Origin of the sequence: Pigmentiphaga sp. H8 (assembly GCF_003854895.1) — a bacterium.
GTDB lineage: Bacteria > Pseudomonadota > Gammaproteobacteria > Burkholderiales > Burkholderiaceae_B > Pigmentiphaga.
Genome location: NZ_CP033966.1, coordinates 323,499 through 346,637, shown reverse-complemented (window position 1 = coordinate 346,637; position 23,139 = coordinate 323,499). Strand labels below are relative to the sequence as shown.

The following is a 23,139-nucleotide window of genomic DNA, read 5'->3' as shown; positions in this document are numbered from 1 at the left end:
GCGAGGCCTCAGGAAACCAGGCTGGCGGCCACGGACTTCTGCTCCAGCAGCCGTGCGTATTCTTGCGCATCGACCATGCGCTCGCCCGTGCGCGGCTTGACGACCGTATCCGGGGCCAGGTCGCGGAAGGTGCCCGGAGGATCCCCGCCCTCCTGCACGCTCGTCGCGGCGTCCAGGTAAAGCTGGCGGATCATCGCCAGCCCGTGGTCGGCGGTGGGCAGCAGGTTCTCGTTCTCGTGGTCGATGACGGCGCCTATGCTTTCGACGATGGTCGCATCCTCGCGCGATGCGCCCGGCGGCACCGTATGTCCGAGCCTGACCGCCTCCTGCGAAGGCGCCTCGCGGTACTCCTGGTACGGTTCGGCGCGCGTGGCCACCCACGCCAGGTCCCAACGCTCGTCCTCGGCGCACTCGCGCCATTCGCCCACATGGCCCTCGGGCTTGTACATGATGCGGAACATCAGGGTATGGGTATCGTCCACCGGCACGGCCCAGCGCGCGGTGATGGGCGGATCGTCGCTGCCCGCGGCGCCGGAGATCCAGCGGTCCGTGTTGCCGCTGTGGCTGATGGCGGGCAGCAGCAGGTTGTGGACCCGTATGCCGAAACGGCCGTCCTTGCCCGGCACCGGCCGCGCCGACACGTAGGCCACGCCCAGGTCGTGCTCTTCGAACCAGACCTCGGGCTCGGCGCGCAGGTCCTTGAACGACGGCGCGTGGGTGAAGCTCAGGTGCAGCGGATCCATCGCGTTCTCGATGGTCGGCATCCAGTTGCATTCGGCATAGCCGGTGACCTTCACGATGCGCTCGCCCGGATCGACCAGGAAATTGAACGGCGGCAGGGCCGGCGCGGGTTGAGGGCCGAGGTAGGCGAAGACGATGCCGCCCAGTTCCTGGACCGGATAGGCGGGATGCCGCACCGAGTCCTTGAAGGACTTGTCCGGCTCGCCCGGCGTGGCCTTGACCCGGCCTTCGGCATCCATCAGCCAGCCGTGATAGCGGCACCGGATGCCATCGTGCGTGACGTTGCCGAAACAGAGATTGGCGCGGCGATGCGGACAGCGCGACCCGACCAGCCCCAGGCGGCCCTGCTGGTCGCGATAGAGCACGAGTTCTTCGCCCAGCAGCTTGACCAGCGTGGGCTTGTCGTTCAGGTCGGCGGAAATGCCGACCGGCCACCAGTAGCGGCGCAGCAGTTCGCCCATGGGCGTGCCCTTGCCGGTCTGGTTCAGGATGAGGCTTTCCTCCGCGGTGTTGTTGCGGGTGCGGGTGATGCGCGACGTCATGATGCTGAGCTTCCTTGTGTATAGGCGATGAAGCGATGCGTCGTCCTACTTGACGACGATGTTCCGGGGGTCCGGCAGCCCCGCCGACGCGAAGGTCTGCGGGCCCGTATCGATGCCCCGGCGCACGGCGGCGACGATGTCCGCATGGACGACCGGGAAGACGACGGCCTCGGTGGCGATCATCCGGCCGAACAACGCACCGTACAGGCGGCCGGCCTCGGAAGTCGGCTGGCGCGCGGCGTCCTTCGCCAGGCTTTCCAGCTCGGCGTACTTCAGGCCGAAGGGGTTGTATCGGCCGCTGGGAGACAGCAGCGAGGCGTAGAGCGTTTCGGGCATCGCCGTCTGGTGTGCGAAGATGCCCAGCGGAGACTGGCGATGCTGGACCGCGGCCTGGAACGAGCCCGTGTCGGGCATGGTCTTCAGGTTCACCTTGATGCCGACCTTGGCCAGTTCGCCCGCCACGGCCGCGGCGAAGCGCGCATTGTTGGTCTGCACCACCGCGTCCACCGCGAAGCCGTCCACGCCCGCTTCGCGCAGGAGCTGCCGGGCCTTCGCCGGATCGTACGAGGGTGTCCGGTCCAGCGCGGAATCATGGCCCGCCGTGCCTTCGGGAAAGAAATTCAGGGATGCCGTCCCCCGGCCGCCGAAGATGACCTTGAGCACGGCCTGGCGATCGATGGCCAGGCTCATGGCCCGCCGGACTCGCACGTCGGCCAGCGGTTTGACCACGCTGCCACCCGCATCCCAGACGGCCATCAGATAGTGCACCCGGTTCGCGGCGGCGATGCGAAAGCCCAGTTTCTCCAGCGCCGCGGCCTGGTCCTGCGGCACCGTCGCCACGTCGAGCTGGCCGCTGCGCAGCGCGTTCACGCGCGCAGCCGACTCGGTCATCTGCTGGATGAACACCGTGTCGACGCGCTGCGCCGCCGGGTTCCAATAATCCTTGTTGCGCGCGAACACATATTGCGTGCCATGCACGCTGCGCTGCGCATCCAGCAGCCATCCACCGGTGCCGACCGGCTGGCGGGCCAGGGCGGTCTCGTCCTGGAGCGCCTTCGGGCTGACCATCATGCCGGGCATGTTCGCCAGCGATTCGAGCAGCGCGGGGTTGGGTTCGACCAGTTGCAGCTCGATCCGGCCCGGACCCGCCACCGTGACGCGCTCGATGTTCCGATAGACCGCCGCCCACGGACTGCCCTCGATGCGGCGGCCCCGCTCCAGGTTGGCCTTGACTGCCTCGGCGTCGAAGCGCGCGCCATCCGAAAAGCGCACGCCGTCGCGCAGCGTCAGCGCCAGCTTGCGGTTGCCGTCGGAAAACTCCCAGGCCGTGGCCAGACAGGGCTCGAAGCGATCGATGCCCAGGCGCGTGACCAGGGTGTCGTAGACCGGCCTCAAGTAGTCGACCGTCTGCGGCGTCGCCCGCACCGGATCGAAGGTGCTCATGCCCACGCCCGAGGCCATGCGGACCTGCAAGGCGGTCGGCGCCGCCAGCAGCGGCCCGCCGACGGCCCCCTGCGCGACCAGCACGATGCCGGCCCACAAGGCGGAATGCGCCAGGCGGCGACGGGCTTGCGAAAAAGCAATCATGGACACTGTCTCCTCGACGGCCGGTCCTTGCTCCGGCCTTTATTTATTGCATTAGCAATCTTTGCATTAGTTAATGCTTGCATGTGCAAGCGTTAATTTAAGCAAGCCGTCGAGGAATGGCAACAGGATTCACCCGTACCTAGGGATGGTCCTAGGAATCGTTGCAGGCAGAGGAAGGAAAAGGACCAGGGGCCGCGCCTTCGCGACCCGGATCAAATGAAGGGTGCCGCGCAGCCGTCCATCGGAATGACGGCGCCCGTGACGTAGCTGGCCAGGTCGGAAGCCAGGAACAGCGCGACGTTGGCGATTTCCTCGGGCTGCGCGAGCCGGCCCATGGGAATGCCCGCGACCTGTTCGGCCAGCACCTCGTCGCGCGGCCGGCCGCTGGACTGCGCCGCCACGGCCAGCCCTTCCTCGACGCGATTGGTCTGGGTCATGCCGGGATTGATCGCGTTCACGCGCACGCCGCGGCCGGCATAGGCTTGGGCATACCCCACCGTGGCGAGCATGAGCGCCGCGTTGGCGGCCCCGCCGCCGATGTGGAAAATGCCGGGCGACTTGCCGCCCTGCCCGACGATGTTGACGATGCTGCCCCGCCCCCGGCTCGCCATCAGCCGGGCGGCAGGATCCTGGACGTGCATGTAGCTGAAGTACTTGGCGTCCATGGTCTGCCGAAACGCCTCGTGTCCCAGTTGTTCGGGCGCGTACCGGCGCGCCGCGCCCGCCGAGTTCACCAGCACCGCAATGGGACCGCACTCGCGCTCGGCCCAGTCCACCGCCGCCTGCGCCGCGGCCGGATCCGACAGGTCGGCGGCCTGGACCCGCATGTCCAGGCCCTCGGCCTGCAAGGTCCGCCGCGCGGCGTCCAGGTTCTCCTGGCTGCGCGACACCCCCGCCACCACCGCCCCCGCCTGCGCGAAGGCACGCGCGCAGGCCAGGCCTATGCCCTTGCTGGCACCGGTGATCAAGACGACTGAGCCGTCGAACGACAGCGTGGGAGCTTGCTTCATGTCGTGTCCTGTTGCGGAATCGCGCGGGTTGCGGGAAGGATCATTATCCATCCAGCAGACCGGGCGCATAGTTCTGCAGGGCCCACAGCAAGGCCATGGGTCCGGCGTTGAAGCAGGCGTGCAGCGCGATCGATGCGCCTATGCCGAAGCGCACGCGCATCCAGCCCAGGACGAGGCCGCAGGCCCACTGCGGCAGGACCAGCAGCGGCAGCAGCAGCCAGCCGCCTTCGCCCAGCCGGAAGTTGGCCAGGTGCAGGAAGGCGAAGGCCAGCGTGGCCAGATGGAAGACCAACGGAAAGGCCCGGGCATAGCGGCGCAGCCATTTCCACGGCCAGCGATGGCCTCGCCAGGCCAGCACGGCGGTGATCGCGCCGCAGGCCAGCGCCACGCTGGCGCCTGCGGCCAGGCTGGGCCGCATCAGCATGGCGGAGACCAGCACGGGCAGCAGCCACAGCGCCGGCGCGGGCCGCCGCAGCCCGTAGCGGAAAACCATTTCCTCGATCACCGGCGCCCACAGGACGACGTGGAACCACGACAGGTACAGCGCGTCCAGCCTGCGCTCGGCCCCCGAGGCCGTCGCGACCGATGCCGCCAGGGGGCCCAATACCAGCAGGTTGATGCCCCACAACACCAGCACCCACCGGAGCAGGTGCGGACCGTTCAAACCGCCCAGCCATTCCTGGGATCCGTGGTGCGACTGGGCGCCACGCCATCCGCGCGGCATGCGCGGCCCCAGCCGCGGACGCCTGACGAAGGCGAGGAAATCCGCGAACTCCTCGCGAAAGGCCGGCCTGCCCCGCACCGGGGCGGCAGCAGCCGCGCAAGGCAGCCGGGCTTCAGGCATTGCCGCTGTGCAACTGCTGTATGGCCTGCTCGAACTCGCCCTTGAGCACGGCGGGAATGATCGCGCGCGAACGGTCCAGTGTCTCGTCTATGCGGGCCTGTTCTTCCTTGCGCGGCGGATGCAGCACGAAGTCCACCACCTGCTGCGCCAGCCCCAGCGAACGCGGATGCCCGATGCCCAGCCGCAGCCGCCAGAATGCCTGCGATCCCAGCGCCGCCTGGATGTCCTTCAAGCCGTTGTGCCCCGCATGGCTGCCGCCCTGCTTGAGCTTGGCCTGTCCCGGCAGCAGATCGAGTTCATCGTGCGCCACCAGGATCTGCTCGGGAGCCAGCTTGTAGAAACGCGCCAGCGCGCCCACCGCCTGCCCGGAACGGTTCATGTAGGTCATGGGCTTGACCAGCAGGATGGCCGCCCCTTCGAAGCGGGCCTTGGCCACGTGGCCGAAGAAGGGCTTCTCGTTCGTGAACGATACGCGCAGGTCATCGGCGATCTGGTCCAGCAGCCAGAATCCCGCGTTGTGGCGGGTGCGTTCGTAATCGAGGCCGGGATTGCCCAGCCCGGCGATGAGGCGTATGGGTTCGGACATGAAGATGCAAGGCGGGATACGGGAAGGCCCGTTATCTTAGCCCGATCGCCGTCCCCGCATTCCCGGGGCGAAAAAAAACCCCAACCGTAAGTTGAGGCTTTTCACACCATGGGCACAGTGGATCCGGCTCCGCCGGTCCACCCGCCGCCCCCGGGACCCGGCGCCGGGCCGCCCCAAGGCGGGTCCCGGCCCCCTTGGGGGCTGCCGCGTAGCGGCTGGGGGCCCACCATTCGGGGCGCGCGCAAGCGCGTAGGGGGGGACCCTACTCAGCAGCAGGTTCCTCGGCGGCAGCGCCACCGGGCTTGGCGATGGCGGTCGCGATGACCGTATCGCTGCCAGCCGGGAACGTCACGCCCTTGGGCGCCTTGACGTCGGCCAGGTGGATGGACGCGCCGGCGATGATGTTGCCCAGGTCCACTTCGATGAACTGGGGCAGATCGTTCGGCAGGCAGGTCACTTCGATTTCGGTCAACACGTGGTTGATGATCGCGCCGCTGAGCTTGACGGCGGGCGACGACTCGGCGTTGACGAAGTGCAGCGGCACCTTGGTGTGCAGGGCCTGGCCAGCGGCGACGCGCTGGAAGTCCACGTGCAGCACTTGCTGCTTGTAGGGGTGCCATTGGACGGCGCGCAGCAGGACTTGCGTGCCCTTGCCTTCGAACTGCATGTTCAGGATCGACGAGTGGAACTCTTCCTTGCGCAGGGCATGGTAGATCTCGTTGTGATCGAGTTCGATCGACAGGGGCGCTACGTCGCCGCCATAGACGATGGCGGGAACGCGGCCGGCGCGGCGCAGGCGGCGGCTCGCACTCGAACCCTGGACGCTACGCGAAGTGGCGTTGAATTGCATGGTTTTCTCCAAAATGCGGCGGACGATATGCCCGCTCGCGGTGCACGGAACGCGACCATCGCATTCCGTCCGGCAGCGCCGCGACCAGCGCTTCCGGCTCGCCCCGCCGCCCTGCGCGACGCAGGGCGGCGGGAGCAGAACTTATTCGACGAACAGCGAGCTGACCGAGTCGGCCCGCGAAATGCGCAGCATGGTTTCACCGATCAGGGCCGCGCACGACAACTGGCGGATGCGGCTGCAATCCCGGACCTCGTCGCTGGCGGGGATGGTGTCGGTAACGACCAGCTCGTCCAGGTCGGATTCGGCGATGCGGCCCACCGCGCCGCCCGACAGCACGGCGTGCGTGCAATAGGCGTAGACGGCCACCGCGCCGCGCTGCTTGAGGACCTGGGCCGCCTTGCACAGCGTGCCGGCGGTATCGACCATGTCGTCCATGATGATGCAGGTGCGGCCTTCGACGTCGCCGATGATGTTCATCACCTCGGACACGTTGGCGCGCGGACGGCGCTTGTCGATGATGGCCAGGTCGACCTCGAGGCGCTTGGCCAGCGCCCGGGCACGCACCACGCCGCCCACGTCGGGCGAGACCACCATCAGGTTGGACAGGTTGCGCTTCCAGATGTCGCTGAGCAGGATGGGCGCGGCGTAGATGTTGTCCACCGGGATGTCGAAGAACCCCTGGATCTGGTCCGCGTGCAGGTCCATCGTCAGGATGCGGTCCACGCCCACGACCTGCAGCATGTTCGCCACGACCTTGGCCGAGATCGCCACGCGCGCCGAACGGGGGCGGCGATCCTGCCGGGCGTAGCCGAAATACGGCATCGCGGCGGTGATGCGTCCGGCGGAAGCCCGGCGCAGCGCATCGACCATGACCATGATTTCCATCAGGTTGTCGTTGGTCGGTGCACAGGTGGGCTGGAGGACGAAGACGTCTTTACCGCGGACGTTCTCGTTGATTTCCACCATGACTTCGCCGTCGGAGAACCGACCGACGCTCATCTTGCCCAGTGGTATGCCGAGGTGACTCGCGACGTCCGCCGCCAGCTTGGGGTTGGCAGTCCCCGTGAAAATCATGAAGCTTTCTTGCGCCATGACGCATTGCCCGTGGCTGTGGCCCGGTGACCTGTAACCGAGGCCGATCGACAAAACAACAAAGCTGTTGATCCTGCGAAACGCTGACAGGCATCAACAGCTTTTAGGTCAAAGACTTTGGCTGGGGAGGAAGGACTCGAACCCTCGCATGCCGGAATCAAAATCCGGTGCCTTAACCAACTTGGCGACTCCCCAACTCGTTACCCCCGCAGGAACTGCGTGAGCATCGAAACTTGCTGCGCTGGCGCCCGGCTGCGGCGGATCGCCCTCGATTCGGTGGCCGCTTACGCGGCCCAGTCCAGTAGCGGATGCGCATCGAGTCCGGCACATGCCAGGTTCACTCTCAACGCCGGCAGCCCGCTGGGCTGGCCCTGCATTGTAGCGGCGATTTTATCCACCGCGCCATCGGCCCGCGCCTGCGTGTCGCATTCGACAAATAGGCACGCGCCCGATCCGGACATCCTGACCTTGGCACCATCAAGTGCCTGGGCCAGCACCGCCGAAATCCGCCCCACTTCCGAAAAGCGGGCAAAAACGACGGCTTCCAGATCGTTTCCGTAGGGACATTCAAATGTTCCCCGAGGAAAGTCCGCTATTTTGACGCGTGGCGTATCTCTTGTCAATTCGGGTGCACGGAATACGTCGGCGGTCGGCACGCTGGCGTCCGGCTGGACCACGACGTACCAGCGCGGCGGCAGGTCGATCGCGGTCAGTTCCTCGCCCACGCCCTCGGCAAAGGCGTTGCGGCCGAACACGAACACGGGCACGTCCGCGCCCAGCGGCAGCGCGAGCCGCATCAGCTCGCGCCGCGACAGGCCGGTGCCCCACAGGCGGTTCAGCGCCAGCAGCACCGTGGCCGCGTCGCTCGATCCGCCGCCCAGGCCGCCGCCAGCGGGTATGCGCTTCTCCAGGCCGATCTCGGCGCCCTGCCCGCAGCCGGTGGCCTGCTGCAGGGCGCGCGCCGCGCGCACGACCAGGTCGGCGCCCTCGGGCACGCCGGGCAGGTCGTAGGCGCGGACGATGCGGCCGTCGGAACGGGCGCGGAAATGCAGCGTGTCCTGGAGGTCGATGAAACGGAAGGCCGTCTGCAACAAGTGGTAGCCGTCGGGACGGCGCCCGACCACATGCAGGAACAGGTTGATCTTCGCGGGCGCGGGGACGTCGCGCAATTCGGTGGTCATGGCGGCCCCTGCCTAGGGATTGATGACCAGGCGCAGGTCCACGTCCTGCCCGCCTTCGTTGCGCGCCATCTGCAGCCGCGTGGGGCCCAGCGCATCGTACTGCCGGGCGGTCACGCGCCAGCCCGCCTGGTCGAACACCAGTGGACGGCCCTGTTCGTCGCGCTCGACCACCTCGGCGGGCGGCTGGGCCGCGACGCGGCCGCGCAGCCAGTCGCGCAGGCCGGATACCGGGATGTCGCTGCCGAGCACGACCGCCACCAGCTCGTCGGGATCGGCGGCGCGGGTTTCCTTGCCGCTGGATTCGCGCAGCAGCGCCTCGCCCGGCACGGCCTCGACCCGCGCCAGGGTGGCGCCCAGCGGCGACACGAGGTCGAGCGCGAGGCGGCGGCCGTCGTCGCGCCATGCGAAGCTGCCCTGCACCGCGTTCTGCTTGCCCCCCACTTCCTCGATCCGCAGCGCGAACCGGCCCACCCGCGACAACGACCGGCTCTCGTCCGCGCCCTGGGGCGCGGGAATGGGAACCGGCACGGCACAGGCCGCCAGCATCGCGACCAGCACCCCGGCGGCGGCCGCGCGGGCCAGGCTTGGCAGGCGGCCGATCACAGTGTCACGTCGAGGCGGGCCAGGGTGCCCCGCAACGCGGCGTTGGACGGATCCTTGGACTGGACCTCGCGCCACAGCTGGCGCGCGCGATCCTGCTGGCCCGAGGCCCACAGGACCTCGCCCAGGTGCACGGCGATCTCGGCGTCGGGCCGGATCTCGTAGGCGCGCTCCAGGTAGGACAGCGCCTTCGCGTTGTCGCCCATGCGGTAGTGGACCCACCCCATGCTGTCGACGATGAAGGGATCGTCGGGAGCCAGGTTCATGGCCCGTTCGATCAGCCGTTTGGCCTCGGGCAGCCTGACGTTGCGGTCGGCCAGCGAATAGCCCAGCGCGTTGTACGCATGGGCATGATCGGGCTTGATCGCGATGATCCGGCGCAGCCGGCTTTCCATGTCGTCGATCCGGTTCTGCTGCTCGTACAGCATGGCCAGGTCATACATGAGGTCGGGGGCGTCGGGATAGCGCTGGTTGGCCGCCTCGAGCACCTTGACCGCCTCGTCGCGATCGCCGGCATTGCGCAGGATCTGCGCCTCGGTCAGCGCGACCTGGCTGCCCTCGCGCACATCGCGGGGATCGATCAGGCCCAGGATGCGGCGGGCGTCGTCCACGCGGCCCTGCTTGCCGGGCAGGACCGCCTGGCGCAGACGCGCCGGCAGCACGGCATCGGGATCGTCGACCTTGGCCAGCAGGTCGAATGCGTCGTCGTAGCGCTGCTGGTCCTCGGCGATCTGCACGCGCAGAAACAGCGCGTTGTCCGCCTCGGACAGCGGCGCGGCGCCCTTGGCCGTGCGCTGCTCGTGTACTTCCAGGTACTGCTTGAGGTAGCCGTCGGCGTCCGAGGGGCGCTGCGACTGGTAGGCCAGCACGCCCTGCATGTAGAGGATCTCGAAATCCTCGGGGTTGGCACGCGCCAGGGCCTGCAACTCGTCGCGCGCGCCGTCGTAGTCCTTCAGCGAGGCCAGCGCGCGCGCCAGCAACACGCGCAGGTTGCGCGATTCGGCATGCGTGGCGATGAACGCGCGCGCACGCGCCACCGACTGGTCGGGCTCGGTTTCCACGCCCATCTGCAAGGCCAGCATGGCGGCCGCTTCCGAATCGGGCTGGGCATCGAGCGCCGCGCGGGCCTCTTGCAGCGCGCGCGGCTTGTCGCCGGCCGCCGCGGCGACGCGCGACAGGGCCAGATGCGCTTCCGGCAGGTTGCGTACGTCGGCCAGGGCCTCTTCCAGGATGGACAGCGCCTTGCGCTTGTCGTCCAGGCGGGCGACGACCCGGCGGGCATCGACGATGGCAACGGACTTGTCGGGAGCGGCCGCGATGCGGGCCCGCAGCGCCGAGCCCATGCCCTCGACCCGCCCGGCCGCGGCGGCCAGCGACAGGGCGGTCTGCCGCGCCTCGACGTCGGCCGGATCCAGTTCGGCCCAGGCCTGGGCGGCGTCGAGCGCGCGCACCAGGTCGCCGCCGGCCAGCGCGAACTCGACCGCGCGGCGCGCCAGGCGCGGATCGCGCGTTTTCTCGGCCAGGTCGAGCGTCGTGCTGGTGGCGGGCCCGAAGGCGCCGCGCTGGGCAGCCACTTCCGAGGCCAGCACCTGGAACAGGATCTCGGCCGACAGATCGACGTTGGGGAGTGCCCTGGGCCCGATCGCGCGCCCCATGGGGGACAGGCTGAGGCCCGGAACCAGCAACTCGTCGGACGCCGGGGGCGCGCCCTGGGCGGACACGGCCGACACGGCCGTGGCCAGCCCGACCCAGGCGGCCGCCAGCTTCAAACGATGAGCGTTAAACAACATGGCACAATTCCTTGGCGTATCGCCGACGCCGTCCATATTCGTTGATGTTAGCACTGCGCTTACCACCCAACGGCCGGCGGCGGCGGGCGCGGATATGCCGATCCCAGGCTTTACTCATCGGACTGCCGGCCGCGCCAACAGTTCATCGCGCGCAAGCAGCAAACGCCATGCCCGAACTTCCCGAAGTAGAAACCACCCGCCGGGGCATCGCGCCCACGGTGGAAGGGCGCGAACTGCGCCGCCTGATCGTGCGCGAGCCTCGGCTGCGGTGGCCCGTTCCCGCCGATCTGGCCGCTCTGGTCGAGGGGCGCCGCGTCCTGGCCACGGGCCGGCGCGGCAAATACCTTTTGATGCAATTCGAGCATGGCTGGCTGATCGTCCACCTGGGCATGTCCGGCTCGTTGCGCCACGTGCATCCGGACGAGGCCCCGCGCAAGCACGATCACGTGGACTGGGTGTTCGACCAGGCGGTCCTGCGCCTGCACGACCCCCGGCGCTTCGGCGCGGTGCTGTGGCACGACGCGGCGGCCGGGCCGGTGGAAAGCCATCCCCTGCTGGCCAGCCTGGGCATCGAGCCCTTCGATGACCGCTTTGACGGCGGCTGGCTGTTCCGCCACACCCGCCGCCGCAGCGCGCCCATCAAGCAGGCCCTGCTGATGGGCGACATCGTGGTCGGGGTCGGCAACATCTACGCGTCGGAAAGCCTGTTCCGCGCCGGCATCCATCCGCGCACCGCGGCCGGGCGCATCTCGGCGGCCCGCTACGACAAGCTGGCGGCGGCGGTGCGCGCGACGCTGGACGACGCCATCCGCGCTGGCGGCAGCTCGCTGCGCGACTACGTGGGCGCGGGGGGCGAATCGGGCTATTTCCAGATCGACGCGCGGGTCTACGACCGGGCGGGCCAGCCCTGCCGGGTGTGCGAGACGCCGATCCGCAGGCTGGTGCAAGGCCAACGCGCGACCTATTACTGCCCGAAATGCCAGCGGTAGCGGGCTCCCCCTATGGAACATACGACATGATTGCTTTTTCCCTGCGCGTGGCGCAGTGGCAGCGCGAGAACGGGCGGCATACGCTGCCCTGGCAGAACACGCAGGATCCGTATCGCATCTGGCTGTCGGAGATCATGCTGCAGCAGACCCAGGTGGCGACGGTGATTCCGTACTACGAACGCTTCCTGGCGAAGTTTCCGACGGTGGCCGACCTGGCCGCCGCCGACGAAGGCGAAGTCATGGCCTTGTGGGCCGGGCTGGGCTATTACACGCGGGCGCGGAATCTGCATGCCTGTGCGCGGCAGGTGGTGTCGGACTGGGGCGGACGGTTCCCCCCCACCGCGGCGGATATCGAGACGCTGCCCGGCATCGGCCGTTCGACGGCGGCGGCCATCGCCGCGTTCGCCTATGGCGAGCGCAGCCCCATCCTGGACGGCAACGTCAAGCGCGTCTTCGCGCGCCATTTCGGCATCGAGGGCGATCCCACCAAGCGCGCGGTGGAACAACGCATGTGGGCCATCGCGCATGCCGAGGTGCCGCCCGACGGGCCCGAGGCGGCCGACGAAATGCGGCGCTACACGCAGGGCCTGATGGACCTGGGCGCCACGCTGTGCACGCGCGGCGACCCCGGCTGCGGGCGCTGCCCCGTGCGCGAATCCTGTATCGCGCTGCGCGAGGCCAGGCAGCACGAGCTGCCCACGCCGCGCGAGCGCAAGGCCGTGCCCGAGCGGCATACCGGCATGCTGGTGATCGAGAAGGCGGGCGAGATTCTGTTGCAGCGCCGGCCTTCGCCGGGCATCTGGGGCGGCCTGTGGAGCCTGCCCGAATTCGCCGACGGCGATCCCGCGCAAGCCTGCCGCATCCTGGGCGTGGCGCCGGCCGAGACCATACGGCTGCCGGTGTTCTCGCACACCTTCACCCATTTCAAGCTGCACGTGGAGCCCTGGCACGTGCAGGCGGGTTCGCTGGCCCTGCGCGAAGGGGATCATCCGCAGGTCTGGCTGCCTTCCGGCGAACTGGCCGACGCGGCGCTGCCCGCGCCGGTCAAGAAACTGCTGAGCGGGCTGTTCGGCCGCGACGACCTGTTCCAGGCCTGAGGACCAGGATTCAGCTGCGCATCGTCACGCGCATCTGATAGCGGTCGGACGGACCGAGAACGTGCTGATACTCGATCGCCCGGCCCTGCTGGTCGAACGCCACGCGCCGCACGTCCACCAGCGCCGACCCGATGGGCACCTGCAGATCGCGGGCCAGGACCGGATCGGCCAGCGCCGCGCCCGCGGCGGCCTCGATCGTGAAATAGGGAAAGCCGGCCCGCGCCATCAATTCGCTCAGCGCGTGCCGCGTGAAATCCTCGGGCTGGAAGCCCGCGGCAACATCCACCGGCAGCCAGGCCGTGCTGTGCAGGATGGGCAGGGTGCCGCGCGTGCGCAGGCGAACGAGCTTCATCACGCGTTCGCCCGGCTGCAGCATCAATCCGGTCTGCACGTGGAGCGGCGCCTCCACCTCCTCGAAGGACAGCAGCCGCGGCGTGCTGAGCGCGCGGCTTCCCGCGACCTGGGCCATGAAGCCCGACAGCGGCGTCTGCAAGGACACCACCGCCGCCGATTCGGCCACGAAGGTACCGTCCCCCTGGCGCCGCTCGATCAGCCCCTGCTCCTCCAGGCCCTGCATCGCCCGCCGCACCGTGATGCGCGAGACGGAAAAGAGCCGGCACAAGGCATCCTCGGTCGGCAGCCGCTCGCCGGGCCGGTAGCGGCCGTTGGCGATGCCGTCCTTGATGACGGTGGAGATCTGGTGATGGAGCGGGGTTCCTAGGCTTCGGCTGAGTTTCTGCATGGGATGCGCGGGGCCACGGGTCATGCCGTGGAGCGCCATTGTGGCACGCCGGCCGCATGGGTCCCGCTTTGCACAAAATTTGTTATGTTGTCATAATGATTATACGATTTCACTGCCGATGGGATAGGGAAAGAAAGTGCCGATGCCGCGTACGCTCTTCGACAAGATCTGGGACGACCATGTGATCACCGACCTGGGTGACGGCTTCGCGCTGCTGCACGTGGATCGCCACCTGATCACGGACGCGGGCAGCAAGGCCCTGGTCGACATGCGCAGGCGCGGCCTGGAAATGCGGAATCCGGAACTGGCCTTCGCCTCTCCCGACCATTCGGTCTCCACCCTGCCGGGACGCGCCAGTCCGACGCCCCAGGGCGTGCGGCTGCTGGGCGACCTGCGCCGCGAAGCGCGGGCGCGGGGCATCCGGGTCTTCGACGTGGGCAGCGGTTCCCAGGGCATCGTCCACGTCATGGGGCCCGAACAGGGCCTGACGCTGCCAGGCGCCCTGGTGGTGTGCGCCGACAGCCATACCTGCACCCACGGCGGACTGGGCGCGCTGGGTTTCGGCATCGGCGCCAGCGAATTCGTGCACATCGCCGTCACCCAGACCCTGGTCCAGGCCAAGCCGAAGAACATGCGGATACGCTTCGTCGGCCAGGCTGCCCCGGGAGTCTCGGCCAAGGACATGATCCTGCACGCCGCCGGGGTGGTCGGCACGGCCGGCGGCACCGGCCACGCCATCGAATACGCGGGCGAGGCCGTGTCCGCGCTGGACGTGGAAGCCCGGTTGACGCTGTGCAATCTCTCGGTCGAACTGGGCGCGAAGATAGGCATGGTCGCCCCCGACGAAAAAACCTGCGCTTATCTGCACGGCCGGCCCTTCGCTCCCGCCGGGCAGGACTGGGACGCCGCGGTCGCCTACTGGCGCACGCTGCGTTCCGATGCCGACGCGCGCTTCGACCGCGAGGTCCTGATCGACATGGCCGGCATCGCGCCTCAGGTCACCTGGGGCACCAGCCCCGAACAGGTGGTGGCCATAGACGGCATCGTGCCCGATCCCGCCGGCATCGACAACGCGCAGCGCCGGCTATCCGCGCAGGCCGCGCTCGACTACATGGGACTGAACCCGGGCCAGCGCATCGCCGGCACGCCCATCGACCGGGTCTTCATCGGCTCCTGCACCAACGCCCGCCTGTCGGACCTGCGCAGCGCCGCCGCCGTCGTCCGGGGCCGCAAGGTGGCCGCGCACGTCGAGGCCTGGGTCGTGCCCGGATCCGAACGCGTCAAGCAGGCCGCCGAGGCCGAGGGCCTGGACGGGATCTTCCTGGCGGCCGGCTTCCAGTGGCGCGACCCGGGCTGTTCCATGTGCCTGGCCGCCAACGGCGACCTGGCCGCGCGCGGCCAGCGGGTCGTCTCGACTTCGAACCGCAACTTCGTGGGCCGCCAGGGCCCCGGCGCGCGCACCCACCTGACCAGCCCGGCCATGGCCGCGGCGGCGGCCGTCACCGGCGCGATCTGCGACGTCCGCGACTTCGAGGCAAGCCTGGCATGACCCCCTTCGACCGCCTGGAATCCGTGGCCGCGCCGCTGCTGCGCGACAACATCGACACCGACCTGATCATCCGGGTCGAGCCCCTGTTCAACGGCGTCGCGCGCGACGAACTGGGCCCCTATTGCTTCGAGTCCCTGCGCTATCGCCCGGACGGCACGGAAGACCCCGATTTCGTCTTCAACCAGCCAGCCACCCGGCATGCGCGCATCCTGCTGGCCGGCGCCAATTTCGGCTGCGGCAGCTCGCGCGAAGGCGCGGTCTGGGCCCTGCTGGCGCTGGGCGTGCGCTGCGTCATCGCGCCCAGCTTCGGCGACATCTTCTACGGCAACTGCTTCCAGAACGGCCTGCTTCCCGTACGCCTGCCGCGCGCCGACGTGGAGTCGCTGGCGGCGCAGGCGCGCAACCACCCCGGCGTCCCCATGACCGTGGACCTGCGGCAATGCTTCGTGGCCGGCGCCGACGGCGCGCGCATCGGTTTCGACATCCAGGCCCTGCGCCGCGAGGCCCTGCTCGAAGGACTCGATCCGATCGCGCAGACCTTGAAGCGCAAGAACCTCATCGACGACTTCCAGCGGCACGACGCGTTGCGCCGGCCATGGATACATCACCTTCCCTTCACGCCCAAGGAATCGACATGACGACCCCGTCCTGTTCGCCGGACATCCGGCGCCGCCAGTGGCTGGCCGCGACGGCCGCCCTGGCGCTGTCGCCCGCGCTGCGCGCGCAGGCCACCTATCCCCAAAAGCCCGTCAGGATGATCGTGCCCATGCCGCCGGGCGGCGCCACCGACGGCATGGCGCGGCTGATCGCGCTGAAACTGGGCGAACGCTGGGGCCAGAGCGTCGTGGTGGAAAACCGCGCCGGCGCGGGCGCCATCATCGGCACCCAGGCTGTCGCGCGGGCCGCTCCCGACGGCTATACGTTCGGACTGGTCATCAGTTCGCACACCATCAACCCCGCGCTGCGCAGCACGCTGCCCTACGACACGCTGAAGGACTTCACGCCGCTCACCCAGGTCGGCTCGGCGGTGATCGCGCTCGTGGCCCACCCTTCCCTGCCCGTCGACGACGTGGCGGGACTGATCAAGCTCGTGCGCGCCGAACCCGGACGCCTGGAATACGCGTCGCTGGGCATAGGCACGGCCACCCACGTCGCCGGTGAACTGCTGAAGGTGAAGGCCGGCCTCGACATGCCGCACGTACCCTATAACGGCAGCGCGCCGGCCTACAACGACCTGCTGCCGGGACGACTCAAGCTGGGCTTCGTCATCCTGGAATCGGCGCTGCCCCACATCCAGTCGGGCAGGCTGAAACTGCTGGCCATCGCCAACGGCCAGCGCAGTCCCACGCACCCGGATTTCCCGACCATAGGGGAAAGCGTGCCGGGCTACGAGTACGAAAGCATCTTCGGTTTCGTGGCGCCGGCTGGCCTGCCTCCCGACGTCGCGCAGAAGCTGTCCGCAGACCTGATAGCGACCATCAAGCGGCCCGACATCGTGCGGCAGTTGAACGCCTGGGGCAACGACGTGGTGGCGTCCACGCCGGCGCAGTTCGACGCCTTCATCCGCAAGGAAATCGACAGTACCCGCAGCGTGGCCAAGAGCGCCGGGATCAAGCTGATGGACTAGGGCCCGGCGGCTCCTAGGCGCCGTGCCCCGCCTGGACGAACTCCCGGGCGATCAGCGCAGCCGCCTCGGACAGGCGGCCCAGGCACGCCCGCTCCATCTCCGGCGTCAGCAACTCGGCGGGAAAGGCCCGCGCCAGGCTGCCTATCACCTTCTTTTCCCCCGGCAGGAAGATGGGCACCGCCACGCCGGCCAGGTTGGGCGTGATCTGGCTGCGGCTGGTGGCGTAGCCACTGCGGCGGATCGCGGCCAGGGCGCCGCGGAACGCTTCCCAGCTGCGTCCCAGGCCCGCCTGCGCGATCTCGTCGGCGCTGCGCAGGTAGGTCTGCCGGATGCGATGAGGGGTGAAGAACGCCAGCATCGCCAGCGAAGCCGCGCCGCGGAACAGCGGGAACGGCATGCCGCGCGAACGCCGCACGGCAATGGACTCGCCGCGGTATTCCAGCGAATCGGGGCCTTCCTTGTAGATGCACAGCACCTTGTCGCGGTACAGGTTGTGCAGCAGCAGCACGCTGCCGGGTTCGCGCACGGCCGGCAGCACCTTGCGGCCCGCCAGGTACAGCGGGTCGGTCAGCACCAGCATGCGTTCGAGTTCGACGATGCGGGGCCCCAGCGCGTACATGCCGCCCGAGGACGGCGCCAGCACGCCCGCATCGCATAGTTCCTTCACGTAGCGATAGGCCGTGGAGCGGGTATGGCCCAGCCGCGACATGACGTCCTCGACCCGCAGCAGCGGATGCTCGACGGACAGCAGCTCCAGCACTTCGAAAGCGCGGGCGAGCGTGGAAGCCGGACGGGCGTTATCGGATGCGTTCACGGGGCGCGTGGAGCGGGACGGTGGCGCGGATTATACCGGCCATGTCGGGAGCACATCACTAATCCTAAATAATGGGATGTTTGACGAATCCTGAATTACGGAATAATCTGAGAAAAAACGCCCCGGCCTTGCGGGGCACACAAGACCGAAGGAGACAACGGTGGCCGGCAAGATCGAATGCGTGGTCCAAGGGGCCGACATCCTGGGCGAAGTCCCGCTCTGGTGCGGCCGCAGCCAGCGCCTGTGGTGGGTGGACGTACGGCGCCCGGCCCTGCAATCGTACGAGCCCGCCACCGGCCGGCACCGCGCGCAACGGCTGGCGCCCGAACTGCTGGTGGGCAGCATCGCGCTGCGCGAGACGGGCGGCTTCCTGCTGGCCACCAACCACGGCCTGTACCTGTACGACCCCGATACCGGCGAAGCTCCCCAGCCCCTGCTGAATCCCGAGCCCGACCAGCCGGACAACCGCCTGAACGACGGCAAGTGCGACCGCCGCGGCCGCTTCTGGGTGGGCAGCATGCCCGATACCCGCCGCACGCCGGAAGGCAAGCTCTACCGCCTCGATCCCGACCACCGCTGCCACGTCATGCTGGACGATGTCGTGCTGCCCAACTCCATCGCCTGGAGTCCCGACGACCGCACGATGTACTTCGCCGATACGCACCGGCAGGTCATCTGGGCCTTCGACTACGACCTGGACGACGGCGCCATCTCCAATCGCCGCGTCTTCAAGGACTGGACGCACCAGGCCGGCCGGCCCGACGGCTCCACCGTGGACGTGGACGGCTGCCTGTGGAACGCGATGGTCGCCACCGGCCAACTGGTCCGCCTCACGCCCGCAGGACGCGTGGACCGCATCATCCAGATGCCCGTCACCAACCCGACCTGCCCCGCCTTCGGCGGCAGCGGGCTCGACACGCTGTACGTCACCAGCCACTCGCAGCGCGTGCCCGAGCTGGCCAGGGAACCGCTCGCCGGCGGACTGTTCGCGCTCGAGGTAGGCGTGGGCGGCCTGCCCGAACCACGCTTCCGGGGCTGAACGCGGCACCCCGGTTCCGGCATCCGCCCCGCGTCGTCCACGACCATGGCGCAGCGCCATGGAGGAGATCTTCATGCAACGAGTTCGAAGCTTGCTGTTCCTGCTGTCGTGCGCCGTCTCGGCGCCCTCGCTGGCGGCCGACGTCGTCAAGCTGGTGGTGCCCTTCGCCGCCGGCGGTCCGGTGGACCAGGTCGCGCGCATCATCGCGCCCGGCCTGACAGCCGCGCTGGGCAAGACCGTGGTGGTCGAGAACCGCGGCGGCGCGGGCGGCGTGGTCGGCGCGAACTACGTCGCCAAGTCGCCCGCGGACGGCGCGACGCTGCTGGTGGCGACCTCGGGCTACGTGATGTCGGCGGGCACGATGACGCAGCTGCCCTACGATCCGCGCAAGGACCTGGAGCCCGTGGCGCTGATCGGCCAGGTCCAGACCCTGATGATCGCCCGCCCCGACCTGGGCGTGCGCACGCTGCGCGAGCTGGTGGACAAATCCAAGTCCGGAGCGCGCATCAGCTACGGTTCGTCCGGCGTCGGCTCCACCATGCACATAGGCGGCGAGATGGTGAACGTCTACACCGGCTCGCAGATGCTGCACGTCCCCTATCGCGGCGCGGCCCCGGCCATCGCCGACCTCCTGGCCGGCCAGATCGACGCCCTGAACGCCGACGTCACCATCCTCGCGCCCTATGTGCGCGAGGGCAAGGTACGCGGCCTGGTGCTGTTCGACACCCAGCGCTCGAAGCAATTGCCCGACGTCCCGACGTCGGTCGAGGCCGGCTATCCGGACCTGCAGATGAGCAATGCCTACGGCATCCTGGCGCCGGCCGGCACCCCCGCTGCCACCCGCAGCCAGCTGGAACAGGCCATCCTGAAGGTGGTCCGCTCGCCGGAGGTGTCCGAGCGGCTGGGCGGCATGGGCCTGAACGGACCGATGGATACCGAGGCATTCAAGGCCAAGCTGGCCAGCGATTTCGAGCGCTGGATTCCCTTCCTGAAGAAGACGGGTATCCAGGTCCAGCCCTAGCGGAAACACGAGGAACCCCCGCATGATCGTCGAGCACCGCACCTACACGCTCAAGCACGGCACGATGGACGACTACCTGCAGCGCTACCGCGCGCACGGCCTGCCCGTGCAGATGCGGCACCTGGGCGGGCTGGTCGGCTTCTACGTGAGCGAGATCGGTCCGCTGAACCAGGTCGTCCACATCTGGGCCTACGCCAGCCTGGCCGAGCGCGAACGGCGCCGCGAACGGCTGGAGGCGGATCCCGAGTGGGCCGCGTTCAGGCAGATGAACCGGGGGTCGTTCGTGGCCCAGGAAGTGAAGATCATGAACGTGGCGCCGTTCTCGCCCCAGCCCGCGCTGCCGAAGGACTAGGCCCGTGGGAGGGCGCCGGGCCTAGCTCTGCACCAGCGCCCGGTGGCGCTGTATCCCCATCAGGATGCCCGCCGCGCACCCCAGCGTCAGCAGCGCCGTGCCCCCGTAGCTCATGAAGGGCAGCGGCACGCCCACCACGGGCAGGATGCCGCTGACCATGCCCATGTTCACGAAGGCATAGACGAAGAACACCATGGTCAGCGCCCCCGCCAGCAGGCGCGAGAAGACCGACGGGGCGTTCGCGGCGATGGTCAGCCCGCGGACCAGCAGCAGCAGGTACAGGAACAGCAACAGCAGGTTGCCGACGAAGCCGAACTCTTCGGCGAATACCGCGAAGATGAAGTCGGTGGTGCGCTCGGGAATGAAGTCGAGGTGGGTCTGCGTGCCCTGCATGTAGCCCTTGCCCAGCATTCCGCCCGAACCGACCGCGATGGCCGACTGTATGGTGTGGAAGCCCTTGCCCAGGGGATCGGAGGCGGGATTCAGCAAGGTGCAGACACGGTGCTTCTGGTAGTCGTGCAGCACGACCCAGTCCACGCCGTCCGTGCACAGGGTGTCTTCCAGCGAGACCAGGGTCCCCAGCGCGATCACGCTTACCAGCGTGATGGGCACCAGCAGGCGGAACGACAGGCCGGCGAAGAACAGCACGAAGAACCCGGCGCCGAATACCAGCAGCGCGGTGCCGAGGTCGGGCTGCAGCACGATCAGCGAGAACGGCGTCAGCATCAGCACCGCGGCCACGATGAAGTCGCGTATCCGCAAGGTGCCCTGGTGCTTGTGGAAGTACCAGGCCAGCATCATGGGCACGGCGATCTTCATCACCTCGGAAGGCTGGATGCGGGTGAAGCCCAGGTTCAGCCATCGTGTCGCGCCCTTGCTGGTCTCGCCGACGAACTCCACGCCGAACAGCAGCACCAGCCCGACCAGGTAGACCGGCACCGCCAGCCGCATCAGCGTCTGGGGCGAGAGTTGCGCCAGCAGCCACATCGCCAGCAGCGCGATGCCGTAGTTGCGCAATTGGTCGGCGAAGCGGCCGTCGAAACCGCCTCCGGCCGAGTACATGGACATCAGCCCGATACCCGCCAGGGCCATCAGGATCAGCAACATGGGAATGTCGAACACCGCGACCGTGCGCAGCAGGACGGTGCGCCAGGTCAGGCGGTTGAACAGGCCCGGTCCGTCAATCACCGGCAGCCTCCGCAGGTTGGGGTGGCGTGTCGGGCACGGGCCCGCCCGGGCGCTTGCCCAGCAGCCAAAAGTCGAATACCTGGCGCGCCACGGGCGCGGCCACGGTGGCGCCCCAGCCGGCGTTCTCGACGATCAGGGCCACCGCGATGCGCGGATGGTCCAGCGGCGCGAAGGCCATGAACAGGGCGTGGTCGCGCAGCCGCTCGTCGATGCGGCTGGCGTTGTAGCGTTCCCCCGAACGCAGGCTGTAGACCTGCGCCGTGCCGGTCTTGCCCGCCGCGACGTAGGGCGCGCCGGCGAAGGCCCGTGCCGCCGTGCCGCTGCGCGTGACCGAGGCCATGGCCTGCTTGATCATCTTGATGTTCTCGGGCTTGAGCGGAATGCGGTAGCTTTCGTGCGGAACGGTCAGGGTCTGTTCGCCGGTGGCGCTGTCCTGCAAGGACTTGACCAGGTGGGGCTTCATGTAGACGCCGTCGTTGGCCAGCACCGAAGTGGCCTGGGCCAGCTGCAGCAGCGTGAAGGCGTTGTAGCCCTGGCCCACGCCGATGGAAATGGTCTCGCCCGCGTACCAGCGCTGCTGCTCGGGCTTGGAATAGGCCCGCCGCTTCCAGGCGGTGGACGGCAGGATGCCGGTCTTTTCGCCACCCAGGTCGATGCCGGTGATCTGGCCGAAGCCGAAGGGCTTCATGAAATCGTGGATGGCATCCACGCCCAGGTCGGCGGCCAGCGAATAGAAGTAGGTGTCGGACGAGACTTCCAGCGCGCGGCGCATGTCTATCGTGCCGTAGGCCCGCTCCCCGGAGTTGCGGTAGCGGCGGTCGCCGAACTCGAAATAGCCGGGGTCGTACATGGTGCCGGTGAAGGTCCGCTTGCCCAGTTCCAGTCCGGCCAACGCCATGAAGGGCTTGTAGGTGGAGCCGATGGGATAGGTGCCGTACAGCGGCCGGTTGATCAGCGGGCGATCGGGCGATTCGTTCAGCGCCTTCCAATTGTCCACGTCGATGCCGTCGACGAACAGGTTGGGATCGAACGACGGGCGCGAGACGAAGGCCAGGATGTCGCCCGAGGCGGGCTCGATCGCCACCAGCGCGCCCCGCCGGTTGCCGAACGCCGCCTCGGCGATCTTCTGCAATTCGACGTCGATGGACAGGATCAGGTTCTTGCCCGAGACCGGAGGCGTGCGCGACAGGGTGCGCACCGCGCGGCCCGAGGCGGTCACCTCGACCTCTTCGACCCCGGTCTTGCCGTGCAGGACGCCTTCGTAGGACTTCTCCAGGCCTTCCTTGCCTATGTAGTCGGTGCCCCGATAGTTGGAAATGGTGCCATCTTCCTCCAACCTATTGATATCCCGCTGCGAAATCCGCCCTATGTAGCCGACCACGTGCGCCGCTGTCTCGCCCTGGGGGTAGTGGCGCAGCAGCCGCGCGCGGATCTCCACACCCGGAAAACGATAGGCCTGCGCGGCGAAGCGGGCGACCTCCTCGTCGGTCAGGCGGCTGCGGATGGGCAGGCTCTCGAACCGCCGCGATTCGCCCAGCAACTGGCGGAAACGGCGGCGGTCGCGGGCATCGATGTTCACCACCTCGCCCAGTTGCTCGATGGTCTCGTCCAGCTTGCCCGCCTTGGACGGCGTGATTTCCAGCGTATAGGCCGAGTAGTTGCGGGCCAGCAGCGCGCCGTTGCGGTCCACCACGATGCCCCGATGGGGCGTGATGGGTACGACCGAGATGCGGTTCTGCTCGGCCCGCGCGGCATAGGCATCGTGGTTGGCGACCTGCAGATACCAGAACCGGGACCCGAGCAGCCCGAAGCAGACGAGGACGATCCCCACCGCCACCAGCAGGCGCAGGCGGAAATGCTGGAGTTCGCGCTCGGTATTCTTGAGTTCGGTCATGTGC

At 68.5% G+C, this 23,139-nt stretch carries 22 protein-coding genes and 1 tRNA gene; 8 read left to right on the top strand and 15 right to left on the bottom strand.

The genetic code is table 11. From position 1 onward, the window contains the following. Positions 1-8: 8 nt before the first annotated feature. From EGT29_RS01670 to EGT29_RS01615, 11 genes are all read right to left on the bottom strand, one after another. On the bottom strand, positions 9-1,283 hold the full coding sequence (locus EGT29_RS01670; RefSeq protein WP_124687397.1) for a Rieske 2Fe-2S domain-containing protein: 1,275 nt from the start codon (positions 1,281-1,283) through the stop codon (positions 9-11). A gap of 45 nt (positions 1,284-1,328) precedes the next feature. Then, entirely contained in the window at positions 1,329-2,870 is a 1,542-nt protein-coding gene (locus EGT29_RS01665; RefSeq protein ID WP_124687396.1) for an ABC transporter substrate-binding protein, read from the bottom strand. Between the two features lie 212 nt (positions 2,871-3,082). Next, positions 3,083-3,880, bottom strand: a complete 798-nt coding sequence (locus EGT29_RS01660) for an SDR family NAD(P)-dependent oxidoreductase (protein WP_124687395.1) — start codon at positions 3,878-3,880, stop codon at positions 3,083-3,085. A 43-nt stretch (positions 3,881-3,923) separates the two neighbouring features. Then, positions 3,924-4,724, bottom strand: a complete 801-nt coding sequence (locus EGT29_RS01655) for a type II CAAX prenyl endopeptidase Rce1 family protein (protein WP_124687394.1) — start codon at positions 4,722-4,724, stop codon at positions 3,924-3,926. Next, a complete protein-coding gene (pth, locus tag EGT29_RS01650; protein WP_124687393.1) occupies positions 4,717-5,310 on the bottom strand; it encodes an aminoacyl-tRNA hydrolase in 594 nt (197 codons plus the stop codon). The genes EGT29_RS01655 and pth overlap by 8 nt, the downstream gene beginning before the upstream one ends. 262 nt (positions 5,311-5,572) lie before the next feature. Next, complete coding sequence (locus EGT29_RS01640) at positions 5,573-6,160, bottom strand: 50S ribosomal protein L25/general stress protein Ctc (protein ID WP_124687391.1); 588 nt, start codon at positions 6,158-6,160, stop codon at positions 5,573-5,575. Positions 6,161-6,301: 141 nt separating this feature from the next. Then, positions 6,302-7,252 (bottom strand): ribose-phosphate pyrophosphokinase, encoded by a 951-nt coding sequence (locus tag EGT29_RS01635; RefSeq protein ID WP_192901786.1) that lies wholly within the window; start codon positions 7,250-7,252, stop codon positions 6,302-6,304. 118 nt (positions 7,253-7,370) lie between these two features. Beyond that, positions 7,371-7,447: transfer RNA gene (locus EGT29_RS01630), tRNA-Gln, on the bottom strand. Between the two features lie 89 nt (positions 7,448-7,536). Next, positions 7,537-8,433 (bottom strand): 4-(cytidine 5'-diphospho)-2-C-methyl-D-erythritol kinase, encoded by an 897-nt coding sequence (gene ispE, locus EGT29_RS01625; RefSeq protein ID WP_124687389.1) that lies wholly within the window; start codon positions 8,431-8,433, stop codon positions 7,537-7,539. Between the two features lie 12 nt (positions 8,434-8,445). Further along, positions 8,446-9,036, bottom strand: a complete 591-nt coding sequence (locus tag EGT29_RS01620) for an outer membrane lipoprotein LolB (protein WP_238160264.1) — start codon at positions 9,034-9,036, stop codon at positions 8,446-8,448. Then, the gene (locus EGT29_RS01615; protein WP_124687388.1) at positions 9,033-10,823 is read right to left on the bottom strand and encodes a tetratricopeptide repeat protein; all 1,791 of its coding nucleotides are present in this window, start codon (positions 10,821-10,823) and stop codon (positions 9,033-9,035) included. The genes EGT29_RS01620 and EGT29_RS01615 overlap by 4 nt, the downstream gene beginning before the upstream one ends. A 167-nt stretch (positions 10,824-10,990) precedes the next feature. On the opposite strand from EGT29_RS01615, the gene mutM reads away from it, so the two are divergent. Both mutM and mutY read left to right on the top strand, forming a co-directional pair. Then, entirely contained in the window at positions 10,991-11,812 is an 822-nt protein-coding gene (gene mutM / locus EGT29_RS01610) for a bifunctional DNA-formamidopyrimidine glycosylase/DNA-(apurinic or apyrimidinic site) lyase (RefSeq protein WP_124687387.1), read from the top strand. 26 nt (positions 11,813-11,838) lie between these two features. Continuing rightward, the gene (mutY, locus tag EGT29_RS01605; protein ID WP_192901784.1) at positions 11,839-12,909 is read left to right on the top strand and encodes an A/G-specific adenine glycosylase; all 1,071 of its coding nucleotides are present in this window, start codon (positions 11,839-11,841) and stop codon (positions 12,907-12,909) included. A 10-nt stretch (positions 12,910-12,919) separates the two neighbouring features. Here the strand turns inward: mutY and EGT29_RS01600 are convergent, their stop codons facing one another. Next, positions 12,920-13,675: a GntR family transcriptional regulator gene (locus EGT29_RS01600; protein ID WP_161567657.1), complete on the bottom strand. Its 756-nt coding sequence runs from the start codon at positions 13,673-13,675 to the stop codon at positions 12,920-12,922. 118 nt (positions 13,676-13,793) lie between these two features. Here EGT29_RS01600 and leuC point away from each other — a divergent pair, with 118 nt between their 5' ends. The 3 genes from leuC to EGT29_RS01585 are packed head-to-tail and all read left to right on the top strand — an operon-like array spanning position 13,794 to position 16,827. Next, entirely contained in the window at positions 13,794-15,200 is a 1,407-nt protein-coding gene (gene leuC / locus EGT29_RS01595) for a 3-isopropylmalate dehydratase large subunit (protein ID WP_124687385.1), read from the top strand. Further along, a complete protein-coding gene (gene leuD, locus EGT29_RS01590; RefSeq protein ID WP_124687384.1) occupies positions 15,197-15,838 on the top strand; it encodes a 3-isopropylmalate dehydratase small subunit in 642 nt (213 codons plus the stop codon). Before leuC ends, leuD begins: the two co-directional genes overlap by 4 nt. Next, positions 15,835-16,827 (top strand): tripartite tricarboxylate transporter substrate binding protein, encoded by a 993-nt coding sequence (locus EGT29_RS01585; protein WP_161567656.1) that lies wholly within the window; start codon positions 15,835-15,837, stop codon positions 16,825-16,827. The genes leuD and EGT29_RS01585 overlap by 4 nt, the downstream gene beginning before the upstream one ends. A gap of 13 nt (positions 16,828-16,840) precedes the next feature. On the opposite strand, the gene EGT29_RS01580 is transcribed toward EGT29_RS01585, so the two are convergent. Next, positions 16,841-17,641, bottom strand: coding sequence for an IclR family transcriptional regulator (locus EGT29_RS01580; protein ID WP_124687382.1), 801 nt, complete (start codon positions 17,639-17,641; stop codon positions 16,841-16,843). A 160-nt stretch (positions 17,642-17,801) separates the two neighbouring features. Here EGT29_RS01580 and EGT29_RS01575 point away from each other — a divergent pair, with 160 nt between their 5' ends. The 3 genes from EGT29_RS01575 (at position 17,802) to EGT29_RS01565 (ending at position 20,053) form a co-directional block, all read left to right on the top strand. Beyond that, complete coding sequence (locus EGT29_RS01575) at positions 17,802-18,680, top strand: SMP-30/gluconolactonase/LRE family protein (RefSeq protein WP_124687381.1); 879 nt, start codon at positions 17,802-17,804, stop codon at positions 18,678-18,680. 73 nt (positions 18,681-18,753) lie between these two features. Beyond that, positions 18,754-19,701 (top strand): tripartite tricarboxylate transporter substrate binding protein, encoded by a 948-nt coding sequence (locus EGT29_RS01570; RefSeq protein WP_161567655.1) that lies wholly within the window; start codon positions 18,754-18,756, stop codon positions 19,699-19,701. Between the two features lie 22 nt (positions 19,702-19,723). Next, positions 19,724-20,053 (top strand): NIPSNAP family protein, encoded by a 330-nt coding sequence (locus EGT29_RS01565; protein ID WP_124687379.1) that lies wholly within the window; start codon positions 19,724-19,726, stop codon positions 20,051-20,053. A 21-nt stretch (positions 20,054-20,074) separates the two neighbouring features. On the opposite strand, the gene rodA is transcribed toward EGT29_RS01565, so the two are convergent. After that, positions 20,075-21,160 (bottom strand): rod shape-determining protein RodA, encoded by a 1,086-nt coding sequence (rodA, locus tag EGT29_RS01560; RefSeq protein WP_124692174.1) that lies wholly within the window; start codon positions 21,158-21,160, stop codon positions 20,075-20,077. A 73-nt stretch (positions 21,161-21,233) separates the two neighbouring features. Further along, positions 21,234-23,135, bottom strand: coding sequence for a penicillin-binding protein 2 (gene mrdA, locus EGT29_RS01555; RefSeq protein ID WP_124687378.1), 1,902 nt, complete (start codon positions 23,133-23,135; stop codon positions 21,234-21,236). Positions 23,136-23,139 lie beyond the last annotated feature (4 nt).

Bases quoted from the DNA above. Each gene is read 5' to 3' on its own strand.
- EGT29_RS01670 (WP_124687397.1), bottom strand. From the start codon at position 1,283: ATGACGTCGCGCATCACCCGCACCCGCAACAACACCGCGGAGGAAAGC.
- EGT29_RS01665 (WP_124687396.1), bottom strand. From the start codon at position 2,870: ATGATTGCTTTTTCGCAAGCCCGTCGCCGCCTGGCGCATTCCGCCTTG.
- EGT29_RS01660 (WP_124687395.1), bottom strand. From the start codon at position 3,880: ATGAAGCAAGCTCCCACGCTGTCGTTCGACGGCTCAGTCGTCTTGATC.
- EGT29_RS01655 (WP_124687394.1), bottom strand. From the start codon at position 4,724: ATGCCTGAAGCCCGGCTGCCTTGCGCGGCTGCTGCCGCCCCGGTGCGG.
- pth (WP_124687393.1), bottom strand. From the start codon at position 5,310: ATGTCCGAACCCATACGCCTCATCGCCGGGCTGGGCAATCCCGGCCTC.
- EGT29_RS01640 (WP_124687391.1), bottom strand. From the start codon at position 6,160: ATGCAATTCAACGCCACTTCGCGTAGCGTCCAGGGTTCGAGTGCGAGC.
- EGT29_RS01635 (WP_192901786.1), bottom strand. From the start codon at position 7,252: ATGGCGCAAGAAAGCTTCATGATTTTCACGGGGACTGCCAACCCCAAG.
- ispE (WP_124687389.1), bottom strand. From the start codon at position 8,433: ATGACCACCGAATTGCGCGACGTCCCCGCGCCCGCGAAGATCAACCTG.
- EGT29_RS01615 (WP_124687388.1), bottom strand. From the start codon at position 10,823: ATGTTGTTTAACGCTCATCGTTTGAAGCTGGCGGCCGCCTGGGTCGGG.
- mutM (WP_124687387.1), top strand. From the start codon at position 10,991: ATGCCCGAACTTCCCGAAGTAGAAACCACCCGCCGGGGCATCGCGCCC.
- mutY (WP_192901784.1), top strand. From the start codon at position 11,839: ATGATTGCTTTTTCCCTGCGCGTGGCGCAGTGGCAGCGCGAGAACGGG.
- EGT29_RS01600 (WP_161567657.1), bottom strand. From the start codon at position 13,675: ATGACCCGTGGCCCCGCGCATCCCATGCAGAAACTCAGCCGAAGCCTA.
- leuC (WP_124687385.1), top strand. From the start codon at position 13,794: ATGCCGCGTACGCTCTTCGACAAGATCTGGGACGACCATGTGATCACC.
- leuD (WP_124687384.1), top strand. From the start codon at position 15,197: ATGACCCCCTTCGACCGCCTGGAATCCGTGGCCGCGCCGCTGCTGCGC.
- EGT29_RS01585 (WP_161567656.1), top strand. From the start codon at position 15,835: ATGACGACCCCGTCCTGTTCGCCGGACATCCGGCGCCGCCAGTGGCTG.
- EGT29_RS01570 (WP_161567655.1), top strand. From the start codon at position 18,754: ATGCAACGAGTTCGAAGCTTGCTGTTCCTGCTGTCGTGCGCCGTCTCG.
- EGT29_RS01565 (WP_124687379.1), top strand. From the start codon at position 19,724: ATGATCGTCGAGCACCGCACCTACACGCTCAAGCACGGCACGATGGAC.
- rodA (WP_124692174.1), bottom strand. From the start codon at position 21,160: ATGTTGCTGATCCTGATGGCCCTGGCGGGTATCGGGCTGATGTCCATG.
- mrdA (WP_124687378.1), bottom strand. From the start codon at position 23,135: ATGACCGAACTCAAGAATACCGAGCGCGAACTCCAGCATTTCCGCCTG.